Origin of the sequence: Halomarina litorea (assembly GCF_024227715.1) — an archaeon.
Lineage (GTDB): Archaea > Halobacteriota > Halobacteria > Halobacteriales > Haloarculaceae > Halomarina > Halomarina litorea.
In genome coordinates this window covers 851,600-866,884 of sequence record NZ_CP100448.1, presented here as the reverse complement: position 1 = coordinate 866,884, position 15,285 = coordinate 851,600, and the positions used below count along the sequence as shown (strand labels likewise).

At 72.9% G+C, this 15,285-nt stretch carries 18 protein-coding genes; 4 read left to right on the top strand and 14 right to left on the bottom strand.

From position 1 onward, the window contains the following. Positions 1-147: 147 nt before the first annotated feature. Together NKG96_RS04775 and NKG96_RS04770 are read left to right on the top strand one after the other, a co-directional pair. On the top strand, positions 148-306 hold the full coding sequence (locus NKG96_RS04775; RefSeq protein WP_254537328.1) for a DUF7559 family protein: 159 nt from the start codon (positions 148-150) through the stop codon (positions 304-306). Between the two features lie 58 nt (positions 307-364). Beyond that, on the top strand, positions 365-931 hold the full coding sequence (locus NKG96_RS04770; protein ID WP_254537327.1) for an Hsp20/alpha crystallin family protein: 567 nt from the start codon (positions 365-367) through the stop codon (positions 929-931). A 39-nt stretch (positions 932-970) separates the two neighbouring features. Here NKG96_RS04770 and NKG96_RS04765 read toward each other — a convergent pair whose 3' ends face one another. From NKG96_RS04765 to NKG96_RS04740, 6 genes are all read right to left on the bottom strand, one after another. Next, complete coding sequence (locus tag NKG96_RS04765) at positions 971-1,771, bottom strand: DUF7388 family protein (RefSeq protein ID WP_254537326.1); 801 nt, start codon at positions 1,769-1,771, stop codon at positions 971-973. Between the two features lie 139 nt (positions 1,772-1,910). After that, the gene (locus tag NKG96_RS04760; protein ID WP_254537325.1) at positions 1,911-2,165 is read right to left on the bottom strand and encodes a hypothetical protein; all 255 of its coding nucleotides are present in this window, start codon (positions 2,163-2,165) and stop codon (positions 1,911-1,913) included. A gap of 40 nt (positions 2,166-2,205) precedes the next feature. Then, positions 2,206-2,811, bottom strand: a complete 606-nt coding sequence (locus tag NKG96_RS04755; RefSeq protein WP_438267388.1) for an NUDIX hydrolase — start codon at positions 2,809-2,811, stop codon at positions 2,206-2,208. An 86-nt stretch (positions 2,812-2,897) separates the two neighbouring features. Continuing rightward, the gene (locus NKG96_RS04750) at positions 2,898-3,377 is read right to left on the bottom strand and encodes a DUF7109 family protein (protein WP_254537324.1); all 480 of its coding nucleotides are present in this window, start codon (positions 3,375-3,377) and stop codon (positions 2,898-2,900) included. Continuing rightward, positions 3,374-4,531, bottom strand: a complete 1,158-nt coding sequence (locus NKG96_RS04745; protein WP_254537323.1) for a glycosyltransferase family protein — start codon at positions 4,529-4,531, stop codon at positions 3,374-3,376. Before NKG96_RS04745 ends, NKG96_RS04750 begins: the two co-directional genes overlap by 4 nt. A gap of 76 nt (positions 4,532-4,607) precedes the next feature. Continuing rightward, positions 4,608-5,795, bottom strand: coding sequence for an MFS transporter (locus NKG96_RS04740; protein ID WP_368409278.1), 1,188 nt, complete (start codon positions 5,793-5,795; stop codon positions 4,608-4,610). Between the two features lie 127 nt (positions 5,796-5,922). Between NKG96_RS04740 and NKG96_RS04735 the strand changes: the two genes are divergently transcribed. Then, on the top strand, positions 5,923-6,093 hold the full coding sequence (locus NKG96_RS04735; RefSeq protein ID WP_254537322.1) for an HVO_0758 family zinc finger protein: 171 nt from the start codon (positions 5,923-5,925) through the stop codon (positions 6,091-6,093). A 6-nt stretch (positions 6,094-6,099) separates the two neighbouring features. Here NKG96_RS04735 and NKG96_RS04730 read toward each other — a convergent pair whose 3' ends face one another. Continuing rightward, a complete protein-coding gene (locus NKG96_RS04730; protein WP_254537321.1) occupies positions 6,100-7,239 on the bottom strand; it encodes an RNA ligase in 1,140 nt (379 codons plus the stop codon). Between the two features lie 91 nt (positions 7,240-7,330). Here NKG96_RS04730 and NKG96_RS04725 point away from each other — a divergent pair, with 91 nt between their 5' ends. Next, entirely contained in the window at positions 7,331-7,987 is a 657-nt protein-coding gene (locus tag NKG96_RS04725) for an RNA ligase partner protein (protein WP_254537320.1), read from the top strand. 6 nt (positions 7,988-7,993) lie between these two features. On the opposite strand, the gene NKG96_RS04720 is transcribed toward NKG96_RS04725, so the two are convergent. The 7 genes from NKG96_RS04720 to NKG96_RS04690 form a co-directional block, all read right to left on the bottom strand. Beyond that, on the bottom strand, positions 7,994-9,103 hold the full coding sequence (locus NKG96_RS04720) for an aldo/keto reductase (protein ID WP_254537319.1): 1,110 nt from the start codon (positions 9,101-9,103) through the stop codon (positions 7,994-7,996). Positions 9,104-9,172: 69 nt separating this feature from the next. Continuing rightward, the gene (locus NKG96_RS04715; RefSeq protein ID WP_254537318.1) at positions 9,173-10,093 is read right to left on the bottom strand and encodes an NAD(P)H-binding protein; all 921 of its coding nucleotides are present in this window, start codon (positions 10,091-10,093) and stop codon (positions 9,173-9,175) included. Further along, on the bottom strand, positions 10,090-10,518 hold the full coding sequence (locus NKG96_RS04710) for a DUF5791 family protein (protein WP_254537317.1): 429 nt from the start codon (positions 10,516-10,518) through the stop codon (positions 10,090-10,092). The genes NKG96_RS04715 and NKG96_RS04710 overlap by 4 nt, the downstream gene beginning before the upstream one ends. Positions 10,519-10,582: 64 nt before the next feature. Beyond that, positions 10,583-13,588 carry a DUF7286 family protein gene (locus NKG96_RS04705; RefSeq protein WP_254537316.1) on the bottom strand — a complete coding sequence of 1,002 codons (3,006 nt, stop codon included), beginning with the start codon at positions 13,586-13,588 and terminating at the stop codon, positions 10,583-10,585. Further along, positions 13,585-14,418 (bottom strand): DUF7284 family protein, encoded by an 834-nt coding sequence (locus NKG96_RS04700; RefSeq protein WP_254537315.1) that lies wholly within the window; start codon positions 14,416-14,418, stop codon positions 13,585-13,587. The genes NKG96_RS04705 and NKG96_RS04700 overlap by 4 nt, the downstream gene beginning before the upstream one ends. Next, entirely contained in the window at positions 14,415-14,825 is a 411-nt protein-coding gene (locus tag NKG96_RS04695; protein ID WP_254537314.1) for a DUF7285 family protein, read from the bottom strand. Before NKG96_RS04695 ends, NKG96_RS04700 begins: the two co-directional genes overlap by 4 nt. Next, positions 14,803-15,273 carry a DUF7283 family protein gene (locus tag NKG96_RS04690; RefSeq protein WP_254537313.1) on the bottom strand — a complete coding sequence of 157 codons (471 nt, stop codon included), beginning with the start codon at positions 15,271-15,273 and terminating at the stop codon, positions 14,803-14,805. Before NKG96_RS04690 ends, NKG96_RS04695 begins: the two co-directional genes overlap by 23 nt. Between the last annotated feature and the right edge of the window lie 12 nt (positions 15,274-15,285).

Sequence of the window (15,285 nt, the reverse complement as noted above, 5' to 3'; positions counted from 1 at the left end):
GCAGTCCGGGGCCCCCTCGTGGGTCGCGTCGTCCTTGTACCGGGTGTCCGGGAGACCGAGTCGGCGCAGGGTCGCGGCGGGGTATATCTCGCAGAGGGGGGCGGACGGCCCGTCGAATTGATTAACGGTCCGGGCATACCTCCGGGTATGCCAAAGACGATGGAGGTCAAGTGTACCGAATCGGACTGCGAACTCGACATGTTCGAACTCCACTACACCTACGACATGCCCGACGAGACGGGCGTCGAGGACTTCACCTGCCCCTACTGCGGGTCGGCGGACGGCCTCGAGGAGATCGTCCTCTGAGTCGGCGCCGTCCGAGGACTGCACAACCCATAAGCCCACGACACGCGAACGTTGGTCCATGTTCAAGGAACTCGGCGAGCGGGTCGAAAGCGCCGTCCTCGACGGCATCGGGAAGACGTCGAGCCGCGTCCAGGAGAAGAAGCCGCTGCACGCCGACCTGCTGGAGTCCGAGGACCACTACCTCGTGGTGTTCGACGCGCCCGGCGCGACCAGCGAGGACGTGGAGGTGCGCTTCGACGCCAACACGGTCAAGGTGCGCATCGACCGCTTCCGCGACTTCTACGAGGACTTCGACATGCGCGTCCCCGGTCGCGGCCTCTCGCTGCACGGTTCCGTCGAACTCCCCGAGGAGGCGGTCGTGGACGCCCGCGGGGCCGACGCCACGCTGACCAAGACGGGCACGCTCCGCGTCCGCATCCCGAAGGTCGAGGACGACGAGGGCCCCGTCACCGTCGACACCCGCGAGGAGGGCGAGACGACTGGCGAGACGGGACTCGACGAGACAGACATCCCGACCAGCGACACCGGCGAGAGGAGCGAGTCGGTGGACGTCGCCCACGACGCGGGCGAGGACGATACCGACGATATCGACGACGACACCGACGACGCGGACCGGTACGACTGAGGCGGCGCGGCCGCACCCCGTTCTCTCGACGTCGAGCGTTCAGCGAAGCGACTCGATACCGCGGGCGGGGTAGCCGACCACCGTCGTCGCGCCCGCCTCGTGGAGTGCCGCGACCTGGTCGCGCACCTCGCTCGCCGTCCCGACGAGGGCGAAGTCGCCCGCCGCGGCGAGAAGCACGTCCCGGGCGCGACCCGTCGCCCGACTGTCGGTGGCGGCCCCCTCCGGGAGGGCGGCGCTCACCGCCCGCCGCCGGGAGACGTACCCTCCCACGGCGTCCAGTATCTCGTCCTCGTCGGCTGAGAGGACCGTCGGGGCGTACACCGCCACGTCCTCGTCCATCCCCACCGTCCTGAGCGCGCGGAGTTCCCGGAGCGTCGACCGGGAGAGGAGGTCGAACTGCACGCCGCCCGCCGCGAGGGCGAGGCGTTCGACCCCCTCGGTCCCGACCCACGGGGCCGGTCGGTCCCCGTGGTAGGCGTCGAGGGCGGCCCGGAGGCGGGGGGCGATTGCCCGCGTTCGCTCCCCCTCCGTGAGGTACGCGGGGTTGCCCGCGACGAAGGTGAGGCCCACCGACTCGGGGAGGGAGGCGAGTGCCGCCCGGAGGAGCGAGTCGTCGCCCTGCGGGTCGAACCCGTCGGCGCGGACGGGGGCGGTGAGGTACACCGTCGCGCCCTCGGCCAGCGAGGACAGCGTCCCCCAGTCCGGCAGGTGTTCGCGGCCCTCGTAGTCGACGACGAGGGAGTCCACGTCGAGCGAGCGGGCCTGCGGGAGGTCGTGTTCTTTCGGTTTCAGTGCCACGGCGTCGAGACCGGTCGTCGCCAGTCGCTCGCCGGTCAGCATCGGGCTACCTCGTACATGTGGGTGGAAAAGCGATCAGTTGCGGTGCGGAACGCGACCCGCCGCGTGTGCGACCATGGCGGGGGTGGGTGGCTGTGACGGTTAGGCGTGTCGCTCGCGGCGAGTCTGACGGTCGAGCGATTCACGTCCCCCGGTCGACCGCGTAGAGGACGGCGGTCACCAGCGTCGTGTAGCGGAGGACCGTCGAGAGGAATGCGCCGACGCCGAAGAACCACTGCCCGACGGTCGACGAGAGGCCGCCGAGAAGGTTCCCGAGGAGACCGAAGAAGCCGCCGACGAGGACGGCGAGGAGGAACCCTGCGAGGACGATGAGACCGATGCGAATCGCCTCCGCTGCCAGCCACTCGGGGTCGAAGGGGTCGAATCCGGAGCGCATACACGAGACGTTCCGGAGCGTGGACAAGTACCTGCCGACCTCAGACGGGGTAGTCGGCGTCGGGGTCGACCACCCGGTCGACCTCCGGGGGCATCCGCCAGTCGGTGGCGAGTTCGAGGAACTGGACGAGCATCCGCCCCGTCGCTCCCCAGACGGTGTAGCCGCCGACGTGGAAGAAGTGCAGGCGGATGTCGCCGTAGTGGGGGTGGTCGCGCCGTTCGGACTCGTAGTTCGCGCGGTCGGTGAGGTCCGCCACCGAGAGCACCGCGATTTCGGCGATTTCGCGCATATCCGGTTCGTACTCGCGGTCGGCGACGCGCGCGACGTAGGGCCGCACCGAGTACTCGGTGATGGTCCGGATGTCGTCGAGTCGCCCGACGACGGACGCTTCCTCGGCCCGGAGGCCGATTTCCTCGCCCGCCTCCCGGATGGCTGTCGCCTGCAGGTCGGCGTCGCTCGGCTCGTGACCCCCGCCGGGGAACGCCATCTGGCCGGGGTGCTCGCCGAGGTGGTCCGAGCGCTTCACGAAGAGGACGTGCGGGTCCGCGTCGCGTTCGATGACGGGGACGAGGACGGCCGCCTCCCGCGGCTCGCCGGTCACCTCGACCGGGGTGTGGGCGGCGACCCGCGAGAGGTCCACATCCATACCCGTCACACGAAGGGGAGGGGCTTACTTCCTCCGCCGGGGGCGCGCGGGAAGCGCACACGCGACACGGTCACGACTCGCCGTCCTCACGACTCCTCGTCCGCGCGGGCCGCGTCCAGTCGGCGGCGGACGTCCGCCACCTCGACCGGCCCCCACGTCTCGAGGTCGTAGCTCACGTCCAGCAGGTGGTCGATACGCTCCGGCCCCCCCTCGCCGAGTGCGCGGGCCGCCTCGCCCCGGAAGCGTTCCTCGACGGTTCGGCCCACCGCCTCGCGGTCCGGCGAGCGTTCCCCGACGTCCATGATGTGCGGGAGGTCGCCCGCCCCCTCGGGGAGCGCGGGGAACGCGACCGGTCCCGGGACGAGGGACCCGTCGTGTTCGACGAGGTGGTACGAGGCGAGGGCGTCGTCCACGACGGACTCGTCGGGCGGGTCGACGCCCGCCTTGAACGCCAGTTCCTCCAGCGCCCGCAGGAGTTCCGCGCGGGTGAGCGCGCCGAACAGGTCCACGACGCCCGCGAGGTCGTCGGCGTCGACGGCGAACGTCCCGGGCGCGTCGTCGGTCACTCCCCGTCACCCCCCGTCGGACCGTCCGTCGCGTCCTCCTCGTCGGCGTCGATACCACCGTTCGCGGCCTCTTCGAGGTCCGCGCGGGCCGCGTCCCGCACGTCGCGCGGGTCGAGGGGTGCCGACCGCCACGCGGGCAGGCGGTCGTCGGAGGCGGGCACGCGGACCGCCTCCGCGTAAGCGGCGACCTGTTCGCGTTCGTCCACCGGGCTGTACGTGAGACCGTTGAACGCCGCGTCCGCCGCGTACTGTTCGACGAGAGCGTGGGCGCGCTCCCGGTAGGCGGCGGGCAGGGTGTCGAAGTCGAGTTCGATGCCCGCGTCCGCGAGCGCGTGGAACAGCGCCGCGCCCACCTCCTCGCTCATGTCGCCGAGACCCTGCGGCCCGGAGACGGCCCGGTGGTCGTGTTCGTGCGTCCCGAGGTCGACCTGCGCGCTCCCGGCGAACCCGGCGTGGGCGTAGGCGTCGCCGAGCGTCCCGACTTCGAGACCCCACCCGCGCTGGACGCGGAGCGAGCGCGCGAGGTCGCTGGTCGCGGCGAACTCCCCCGCCAGCGCGTAGCGGAAGGCCCCGAGGTAGTCGAGCAGGGGGGCGTCGTGGCGGTCCGCGAGCGCCCGCACCAGCGGCGTGTAGAACAGGCGGAACAGCCGCCCGTACAGGCGGCCGTTCTCGACGCGGGCGTAGTAGCCCTTCGCGAAGTCGGAGCCGCGGTCCAGCGGGAACAGCAGTCGGCGGACGTGTCGCTCCGAGTAGCTCCGCGCGTCGGCGTCGTGGACCACGACGAGGTCCTCCAGCGCCGTGGCGACGCCGAGTGCGAGCCACACGTCCCGTCCCTTTCCGCGCGGGCCGTCGAAGCCCGCCTCGACGAACAGGTCGTCCACGCGCGGCCCGTTGCACCACAGCACCTCACAGGGGAAGTCGTAGGCGTCGAGCCACGCCCGTATCTCGACGGCGTGGGCCGGGTCGGCCCGGAGGGCGACGACGACGCGCGCCGGGTCCACCCGTTCGAGCGTGCGCAACACCTGCTCGGCGGCCAGCGTGGCGTGGTCGCGTTCGGTCATCGGCACCACGACGCAGGCCCGGTCCGTGGGCGCGTCGGGGACGGGGTCGGCGAAGTCGTGGAGGGTCGTCACCCGCTCCTGGACGTACTCCATCGTTCGGGGGGAGGGGTGGCGGGGGCAAAAGGGCGGCTATGAGCGCGCCGCGTTCGCGGCGGTCCGGGAGGGCGAGTCAGACCCGGTCGCCCATCGCCGCGCCCGTCGGCAGGCGGCCGTCGAGGTACAGGCCGACCAGGACGACGAGGACGACGCCGAGTGCGGCGGCCGCCCCCTGAAAGACGGTGTCGAAGGCGAACCCCGCGTCCCGGAGGACACCGATGACGGTGCTCCCCGCCGCCTGGATGAACATCATGCTCCCGCTGTAGACGGCGTAGGCGCTCGCGCGGTGCTGGTCGGGCAGCGACGAGAGCATGTAGGTGTCCATCGCGGGGAAGAGGCTGTGGATGACGTAGCCCATCAGGGCGCTCACCGCGAGCACCTCCCAGTAGCCCGACGTGAGCGTCAGGAGGTAGAGGCAGAACGCGAACGCCCCGCAGATGCCGAGGACGTAGGGGACGTTCGGCAGGCGGTCGGCGAGGCGGCCGCTGACGAGGAAGGCGGGGAGGCCCGCCGCGAACAGGACGGTGAGCATGTCGCGGGAGGCGCCGTCGGGGAGCGTCCGCGCCGACGAGAGGTAGATGTCGTAGAAGTTGAACACGCCGTTCCAGACGAGGCCCGTCGCGCCGATGAACGCCACGCCGGCGAGGATGAGTCGCCACTGGCGCTTGGCGGCCCCGACGAGGTCACGGTCCTCGATACCGGCGTCGGGCAGGTCGGTGCGGCGCGAGACGACGAGGAGGACGACGGTGGCGAGGGCGGCGACGCCAGCCAGCACCTGAAAGGCCAGTCGCCAGTCCTCGAGGGCGAGAACGAGGCCGACGAAGGGGGCGGCGACGACGGCGGCGACCTGACTCGACGCGCCGTGGACGCCGAGCGCCGCGCCCACCCGATCGGGGAACAGTTCGCTCACGAGTGGGTTGGCGGCGATGAAGTACGCCCCGCTGGAGAGACCGAGGCAGAACGCGCTGACCATCAGCACCTCGATGGAGGGGGCGACGGAGGCGAACGCCGCCGCCGCGGTGAGGACGAGGCCGCTCGCGAAGACGACGTGTCGCCGGGCGATGCGCGTGAGGAGGTAGCCGACCGGGAGACGGGGACTCGCGCTCCCTAACCACGCGAGCGTCGCCAGCAGGCCGATGGTGGCGTCGCTCACCGCGAACGTGGTCTTCAGCGGGTCGAGGAGGGGGGCGAAGACGACCCGCGCCATGTTGACGAGGAAGACCATCGAACACAGCGAGCCGAACAGCTGACGACGTGACACGACTGGTGGTTCGGTCGCGGGCGCTCAAACCTTCCGAAAGGGGAGTGGTGTGCCGCGTGCTGGCGCGACGGTGACCCGTACGAGTGTTCCCATCAGGCTTTTGGGACCCCCTCGCAGAGGAGGAGGCATGGAATCCGTTCGGAAGGGCCTGCGGGCCGGGAGCATCGAGAAGGACACCTACGAACGGCTGGTCTGTGCCGACTGCGGCGAGCAACTGGACACCCGCTCGGACCCCGACGAGATCGGCAAGGTCCGGCGCTGTTCGGAGTGCGGCCGCGAGTGGCAACAGCTGAAGTAGTCCCGTTCACTCCCGCACGACGTGGCCGCCGAGGTACAGCCTCGCCTTGTCCGTCGTCGACTGCATGTTCTTGCGGAAGGTGAGTACGCGCTCGTCCCCCGCCCGCTCGTCGCGTTCGACGGCGAGTTTCACCCCCGCGTTCGTGAGGTGGTCGAGCAACGCCTCCACGACGGCCGGCGGGGCGCGCACCGTGTGGCGTTCGCCCGCCTCCGCACCCCCCGCGACCGCTTCGACGGTGTCGCACATCTCGGCGAGGATGGCCTCGCCGACGGCGTGCGCCCGCACCTCCCGCGCCTCGGGGGACTCCCCCCACTCGACGGACTGGAACGCCTCGCGGAGCAGTCGCCGGAACATGAAGTCCCGGCCGTAGTCGAACGGGACCGAGAAGGCGTACGCGAGGTCGCCGCGGTTGGCCGCCCCCGTCGTGTACTTCAGCAGGCGGGTGGCGTCGGGGGACTTCAGCACGACGCCCTCGCGACCCTCGGCGTCCAGTTCCTCGACGATGCCGGGGAGCACCTCGACGGCCTCCTCGACGCCGAACGTTCCCAGATGTGGGACCGGCGGGAGGTCGAAACGCTCGCAGGCCGCCCGGCGGTCCTCGACGGGCCACGGCGTCCCCGACTCTCGCTCACGGACGTCGAAGACGCGGTGGGCCAGCGAGTCCACTCCCGGGTAGTCGTGGGCCGTGTAGGGGTTCTCCGGGCCGATGGTCTCGACGCAGACCATCGCCTCGGGGTGGGCGTCGAAGCAGGCGTCGAGTTCGTCGCCGAGCGACTCGCGCACCTCGTAGGTCGTGAACGGGCAGACCAGCCCCCCGCGCGTGAACGCGAGCAGGTCGCCCCCGACGCGCACCACCCGGACGTTGTAGCCGTTCAGTTTCTCCTCGACGGTGACGGCGTCCGTCCCCTCGAAGAACCGCGGGACGCCGGTCCGCAGGACGAGCGTGCGGGGAATCTTCGGGAACCCGCGGACGGCGGTGTCGCCGACGAGGACCGTCCCCCGGGGGAGTGCCCCCCGGTCGTCCGGCAGGTAGCGGTAGATCCGTCCGGCGTAGGTCCGCCGCCGGAACTGCTCGCGGACGCCCTCGAACGCCTCAGAGGTGACGCCGAGCAGGTCGTGGGCGGGCGGCGATTCGTGCGACGCCATACCACACGTAGCGCGCGGACGACGAAAAGCCCACTCCGGGACGCCGAGGCCCCCGAGCTAGGTATATCCCGTCAGCCCACGTAGGTGTGTCATGCCCGAGCACCCGCTGAAACAGCGATTCGTGCTGGACACCTCGGCGTTTCTCACCGACGAGATACGCCGGGACGGCGAGTCGCTGGCGGAGACGCTCGACCGACTCCTCGACTCGGTGGCGGCCGCGAAACTCGCGCTCAACATCTCCTGTTACATGCCGCCGTCGATTCACACGGAACTCACGCGGATGCTCGAAGACCGGGAGGTGCCGGAGGCGACGCTCGCGAAACTGAACACGTGGGTCATCCGCAAGAACCCCGCCCGCTACGAGGTGTCCGTGCCCGCCGAAATCGTCTACCAGTTCGTCGACGAGATGAACGACCGGGTCGACCGGGGGCTGAGAGTGGCGGAGGCCGCCGTCCGGCAGGCCGAGGAGTCCCGCGACCTCGACTCCGACCACGAGCACATGAGCGGGGCGGACCTCGTCATCTCGGACCTGCGCGGGAAGTACCGCACCGCGCTCAGGCAGGGCGTCCTCGACTCCCGCGAGGACTTCGACCTGCTCATCCTCGCCCGAGAACTCGGCGCGGGCGTCGTCACGGAGGACAAAGGCATCATCCGGTGGGCCGAGTTCCTCGGCCTGCGCCACCTCCGCGGGCGGGACTTCCCGGACCTGCTGACCGAGTACCTCGCGGCCGCAGAGCGCGGCGAGTAGCCCCGCCTACTCGAACGTCGCGTCGAAGGCGTCCGCGCCCATCGGGGTGTACGTCCCCGCCGCGAGGTTCTCCTCCAGATGCTCCGGACTGCTCGTCCCGACGAGCGAACAGGTCACGCCGGGGGCGCTCCGCGCGAAGTTGAGCGCTCGCTGGGCCGGCGTCTCTCCGGCCAGTTTGGCGGCCACGGCGTCGGGGATGGCCCCCTCGCTCGCCAGTTGGCCCTGCCCGATGCTGGCGCTCGTGAACACCGACAGGCCCGCCTCGTGGGCGAACCGGAGGGTGCTCTGTGGCCCCTCGGGACCCTCGTGGGCCGCGACGGTGAACGCGTCGGCCATGTGGATATTGAACGGGAGCTGAATCGCCCGGAAGTGCGTCGAGGTGGTTCCCGCCGCGTCCGAGGCGGCCCGGGCGCGTTCGATGACCTCGGGCAGCGAGAGGTACTGGTCGTGGTCCGGCGGGACGCGAAAGCACTGCCACGTCGCGACGCCGTAGTGTCTGAGGTCACCCGCGGCGGCCCGTTCTTCCAGCCGGGTGAACGTCGCCTCCAGCCGGTCGTACACCGCCTCACGCGACCGGTGTTCCAGTTGCGTCTCGGGGTTGTGAACGTAGTAGAGGTCTATCGTCTCCACTCCGAGGTTCGACAGCGAGCGGTCGACCTGATCGTCGATGTAGTCGGGCGCGATGCAGTGGACCCCCTTGGCGATGTCGTCGGGGTCAACGATGCCGGTGTCGAGGTACTCCTCGCGGATATACCTCCCCGGGTCGTCGGGGCGCTCCCCATCGAACGGGACGAAACCGCCCTTCGTCGCCACCAGCACCGCCTCGCGGTCCACGTCGGCGTCGGCCAGCGCCCGCCCTACCACACGTTCAGAGCGCTGGTTGCGGTAGTTGATGGCCGTGTCGAGGACGTTGATACCCCCTTCGAGCGCCCCCACGATGGCCTCGTGGTAGCGCTCGTCCACCGCGTCGGTCGAGTCCCCGAGGTACGTCCCGACGCCGACGCTGGAGACGATGCAGTCGGCGAACCGGCGGAAGTAGGTGCGGGCGAACCCGCCCTCGCCGGTCGGCCCGTCGAAGCGGTCCCGATAGGCCCACGTCGCGTCCTTGGTTGCCATACCGACCCTACCCGGGCGAGCGGTTTAGGTTCCCCGTGGTCAGGGCGCTGGGGTGGCCGTCCTCGCGGGTCAGGCGTGGTCGGCGCGGTAGGCGTCGACCGCCGCCCGGTACCCCTCCCGGAACGTCGGGAAGGCGAACTCGTAGCCGAGTTCGCGCAGGCGGGCGTTCGAACAGCGCTTGCTCGTCAGGATACGCCGCTCGGCGGCCGCGGAGAGGTCGTCCGCCTCCAGCCGCTCCTCTTTCGTCCGTTTCTCGGGGCGACCGACGCCGCACTCGTCGGCCAGCCAGTCGGCGAACGCCCACTTCTCGACGGGTTCGTCGTCCACGGCGAGGAGGGTGTCGAACTCGAGCGACTCCTCGATGGCGAACCGCAGGACGCCGGCCGCGTCGTCGCGGTGGACCATGTTCAGGTAGCCCTGCGTGACCGGCCCCTCGACGTAGCGTTCGAGGCGGTAGCGCTCGGGGCCGTACAGGCCGGCGAAGCGGACGACGGTGCCGTCGATGTCGTGGTCTGCGGCCCCCTCGCGGGCGGCGCGTTCGGCCTCGGCGAGGACACGTGTCTTCTCAGTCGTCGGGTCCAGCGGGGTGTCCTCGTCCACCCAGTCGCCGCCGTGGTCGCCGTAGACGCCCGTACTGGAGGTGTACAGTAGTCGCTCGGGCGGGTCGTCGCGGGCCGCGAACTCGTCGACCGCGTTCTCCAGTCCCTCCACGAACACCCGGCGGGCGGCATCGGCCCCCCGACCGCCAGAGGAGGCGGCGAACACCACCACGTCCGCGTCGGGCACCGCCGCGAGCGAGTTGGGGTCGGTGACGTCCGCCTCGACGGCCCGCGCGCCCGTCGCCTCCACGGCGGCCAGACCCTCCTCGGAGCGGCGCACGCCCGTCACGTCGTACTCCCGGCCGCCCGAATCGCCGGTCGCACCCAACTGGCGGCAGAGTTCGAGGCCGACGTACCCACAGCCGAGGACGACGACGCTCGTGGCGCTCACGGCTTGCGTTCCTCGACGTACTGGTGGACGAGGGCGTACTCCGCGAGCGTCATCGGGAATCGGCCCTCGATCTTCTGCTGTATCTCCTTGGCCTCCAGCTTCCCGTTGATGCCGCTCTCGACGGCCTCCACGTCGAGGACGGCGATGGACAGCCCCATCATGAGGTCGTCGCGCACCTCGGCCGCGATGGCGTCGGCGTCGGGGTTGTCCGGGTGGGCCGCGAGGATGGCCGCCGCCTCCTCGAGGGTGACGTCGGGCGACTCGCCGTCCGCGAGTGCGTCGATGGTCTCTCTGGGGACGCCCGACCGGTCGGCCACCTCGCTCGGACCGACGGCGTCGATGGTCTCTCGCAGGGCGTCCTCGTAGCGGGCGCGGAGTTCCTCGGGCGAGCGCTCGCCGGGGTCGTCCGCGGCGTTCTGGAGCATACCGGCCGTTGGCCGCGACGCCACAAGAGCGTGTGCGTTCGCGTCCCGTCCCCGACCCGCCGACTCAGTCGTACCCCGACGAGCGCTCGTCGGCGTTCCCGTCGGTGTCGCCCACCCCCAGCCCGCCGGGCGGGACGACGACCACGATGGCCGTCTCCGTCCGGAAGGTCACCTCGGTCGACCGACCGAGTCGCTCCGCCCGGCCGTCGCCGTCCACGTCGAGCGTGACCGTCGTGCCGTCGCGGGTGTAGACCGTATCGCGCCCGCCGCGGCGCGACCGGAGCGTGACGCGTTCGTACCCGCCGCTCACCTCGACGGTCCAGACGTTGAGCGTCGCGTACCAGTAGCCGGGGACCGGCGTGACCGGGAGGCCGGCGAACCCCCGCTCGACGGTCCGGTTGAGCGCCTCCGCGGTGCCGCGTTCGACGGCCCACTCGCCGGCGCGGGTGAGGGCCTCGCGTGTCACCGCGCTCGCGACGTCGCGGGCGGCCCCGGACGTGCCCGCCACGGCCGACTCCCCGACCGTTCCGGTGTCGACGAGGGCGTCGTCGAGGGCGGTTCGCAGTTCCGCCCCCAACCGAGTGCGGTCGACGCCGGAGACGCCCGCGGCGCGGACGATGGCCGGGACGGCGGACCCGTTCGCCAGCGCGAGCGCCCTTCCCGACGGGGTGTCCCACCCGGCGAGGCCGGCGGCGACGATTCCCCGCCGGTCGCTCGCGGTGTCGCCGACGCCCGCCCGCTCCAGGGTCTCGCGGAGTCGTTCGCGGACGCGGTCGGTGGCCGCGACGACGTCCGCTCGCAAGGCCGCGCGGTGCTCCCGGACGCTGGCGTTGTCCCGCGCCGCGCCCTCGCTCGCCCGGAGCGTGCGCGCCGCGAGCGCGAGCGACACCCGGTCCTCCCCGAACAGCAGTCGGGTGACCTCGTCGGCCGCGTCGCCGTACGGGACGGTGAACAGGTTCGTGTTGCGCGCGCCGAGGGGCGTCACCTCCTCTGAACCCCGCGCGGCGATTCGCTCGCCGGAGACGGGGGCGAGCGTGAGGTACGACGGGGCGGTGTCCACCGAGAGGTGGAGCGGGCCGCCGAGGCCGGCGGTCGCGGGGACGTCGGCGTCCGGGGACGCCTCCGTCCCGACGGCCATCCGGTCGCGTAGGTCCGAGAGGGAGTAGCCCTCCTCGGAGAGCGCCTCGTTCAGGGCGGCCCGACGGTCGGCCCGGTCGTCCGACCGCGACTCGAGGTTCCGCAGAACCCGGTCGAGGTAGGCGCTCCTGAGCGCCACGCACGCCCGGTCGGCGACGCCGTCGTACCGCGCCGGGGCGTCGAGCAGGGTACCACGGCGGTCGCGGAGTTCGGCCGCGAGACGGGCGGCGGGGTCGACGGCGTACGTCCCGACGTCGCGCCGGGGCAGCGAGACGGAGACGTTCCGCACCTCGCGGTGGAGCGCGGCGAGGTCCCGGGCGAGCCATCGGTCGAGGTCGGCGGGACGCTCCCCGTCGATGCCGACCGTCCCCGTGTCCAGTCGACCCGAGGCGGCGCGCCGGGCGAGGGCGTCGGGACCGCCCCGCCGGTCGACTAGCCGGTCGACGGCTTCCCGTGGGGCGTCCGCGAGGTTCGGCCCGTCGAGCGGGCCGCCGCGCTCGTACAGCGGCGTCGTCCCCCGGCGGTCGAGCCTCGCCTCGGGGGCGTGTCGTCCGACGACGGCGAGGCCGACGGCCACCCTGCGCGTGACGGTCCGGGTGGTCGTCCGGGTCCGGTTGCCCCGCCGCCATCGCCGGACGGTACGCTCGGTCTCGACGACGTCCCGTCCGTACCGGGCGAACGGGGACCACCCGTCGGGGACGGTGACCCGGGGTGCGTCGGTGCTCCGGCGAATCGACCGCTCGTGGGTCACGGTCCGTCCGGCGAGGCGCCAGTCACCCCCGGGGCTGCCGTCGGCCTCGACGGTCCGGTCCAGCGTCCGCGTCGCGGCGAGAACGCGAGCGTCGACCGCGTAGTTCCGACCGGCGACGGCGTCGACCGTCCCGTTCGCGGCGAGCGCCGTCAGCGCACGGTCAGCGGAGCGGTTCACGGCGACCGCAACCGACTCGTTCGCCGGGTCGGGGAGCGCAGGCGAGTCGGTCCCGGGAGCGGTCTCGGCATCGGCGGACGGCCCGGCGTCGTCGAACGCCCCGGCGTCGGCGGCGTCGTACACGGCCGCCGCCCAGCGCGGGTCGCCGCCGACACCCACCAGCAGGTCGGTCGTCATCGTCCGGGCGGCGGCCCACCCGTGTGCGTCGTGGCCCGCCGGGTCACTCGCGCCGAGCGTCGCCCGCTGGACGCCGAGTGCGGCCCCGTTGGCCGCCACCTCGATGTGTCGGTTGGCGAGGACGTTGTCGACGGGCGCGCCGCGGTACTGGGCGTGGCCACGGGCCCACGCGACGGCGTAGAGACGGACCGTCAGTCGCTGGCCGAGGCCGCGCGAGAGCGGGCCCGCGTCCAGTCGTTCCTCGAAATCCTCGCTTCGATTGTGCAGGGCGAGCACCGGCGAGGGGACGGTCACGGTCGGCGAGACGGTCCGCGTGCCGATGGTCCGGCCCTCGCGGGTGGCGACGACGCGGACGCCCTCGACGGCGACCCGGAGGGCCGTCTCCTTCGGGCCAGCGCTGGCGACGCGGACCCGCGAGACCGCCTCAACCACGTCGCCCGGGTCCGCGACCGGCGGGAGGCGCGCCGACGCGACGACGGCCCCCTCGCGAGCCTCGATGGCCGCGAGTCGCTCGCGCGCGAGGAGGTAGATTCGCAGGCGGAGCGCCGCCCGAAACGTCGAGTCGGGGACGTTCGCCAGCGCGTCCCCCCACGGCGTCGCGGCGGCCTGCAGGACGGGGTCGCTGGCGGCGGCACGCGCGGCGTCCGCGACGGCCCGCCGAAGGGCGGGGTTGGTGCTCGTCGCCGCCTCCCTCACCGCGTCGTCGACCGCCGGAGAGTCGTGTCGGGGAGCGAGCGCCGTCGTCGCCACCGTCGCGCTCCCGACCAGCAGGAGGACGCCCACGAGGGCGAACGGAACGCGCCCGCGGCGGTCCTCGGCGAACCTCACCGGGACCACCCCGCTCTCGACCCGCCGTGCCACGTCCGCACGGTCACGCGGACCCGGTCCGCCGCGACGGCGCTCGCGGCCGCCTCGGGCGTGTCGAACCGATCGCGGAGGTCGGCCTCGATTCGGCCGGCCAGCGCCTCGCTCACCAGCCGGTTGGCGGCCGTCGCGTTCGCGGCTCCGAGCGGGACGGAGAGGTCGGCGTCGGACCCGACCGCGCGTGCGGTGTGTCGATAGCGTACGGCGGCATCCGCCCGCAGGCGGGAGTCGTACAGCGCGGCCCGGGTCCCCCCCGGCGGGAAGGCGCGTGAGACGACCGACCGGGCGAGGAGGCCGGCGACGCCGTCGAATCCCGAGCGACGGGCCGCGCGGCGGGCCGCCGCCTCGCCGGGGAGCCCCGTGGGGACCGTGACGACTGCCGCGTCCACCGTCGCCGCGTGCGGGGGCCGCGGGCCGACCGCGACCCGGCCGACGAGCGAGGCGTTCGGGTACGGCCGCCAGACGGCTTCGACGCGGACCCTGCCGTCCGATACTGCGGGGGTGAGGAGCGCGTCGGCGTGTCCGCTCGCGACGGGGTCGTCGTGGAGGAGTCGCCAGCCGTCGAGCCGTGCCCCGTCGACCGCGGCGGCGGCGAGCAGGCCCGTCGGCGTCCCGTGGACGGTCCGGCCGGCGTCGTCCTCGACCGCGACGGTGGTCGCAGAGAGCGTCCGGGCGGTCCCCTCAGCGGTCCCGTCGGTCGGTGCAGGGGTGGGGACGAGGGCGAGCGTCCCGACCGCCCCGCTCACGAGCAGGAGGAAGAGGACGACGTCGGGGAGCGTGCTGACGGCCCTCACGACCAGACCACCACCCTGAGTCGCCCCGGGACGACCCGCCCGGGGTCGAGGCGGACGCCGAGGGCGCGGACGGTCCGGCCCGCGCCGGGCGGCGCCGCGGGCCCCCGCTGCCAGCGCTCCCCGCCCGCGACGAGCGTTACGTTCACCCGGTAGCCCTCGGGGACGGCTCCGGCCCCGGCCGTGAGGGAGCGGTTCGCGAGGCGGGCGGGCGTGGTCACACCCGTCGGCGCGAGCGTGTCGAGCGTCCGGTCGGCGACGGTCCGGACCGTCGGGTCGGGCCCGGTGAGCGAGTGAAGCGAGGTGTCGAGGGTGCCCGCGTAGAGGCTCACTCCGGCGCAGACGGCGAGGAGGGCGACGAGCGCCGCGAGGGGCGACACCTGCGCCCTACGCGCCGACGAGCGTGACATCGAGTCCCCTCCAGGTGACGTGGCGGACGGTCAGTCGCGTCGCCCGGTCGACGACGAGCGGCGACCCCTCGCGGGCGGCGTGGGCGGCGGCCGCCAGCGCGCCGGGCGAGTCGAAGACGGCCTCTGGCGGCGTCCCGTCGAGGACGCGCCCGAGGTCGGACCCCGGGGCGACGGGCGTCACGGGACCGTAGGCGAAGGCGGCGTGAGCGGTCGTCCCGCCCCGTCCCAGGGTGAGGCGGTGTGGCGTCACTCGCAGGTCGGCACCGCCGAGGGAGTAGTCGGTGGTCGCCGCGTGGGGACTCCCCGCGACGGCGTCGACGGCCCCCGCCGCGCTCGACGCGTCGGGCGGGGCGGTGGAGGGGAGGCCGACGGCGATTCCGAGGACGGCGGCGCTCGCGAACGCGAGGCCGACCCAGACGGGGAGCGTGTCTGCCGGGAGGTCGAACATGGATCGGGGTGG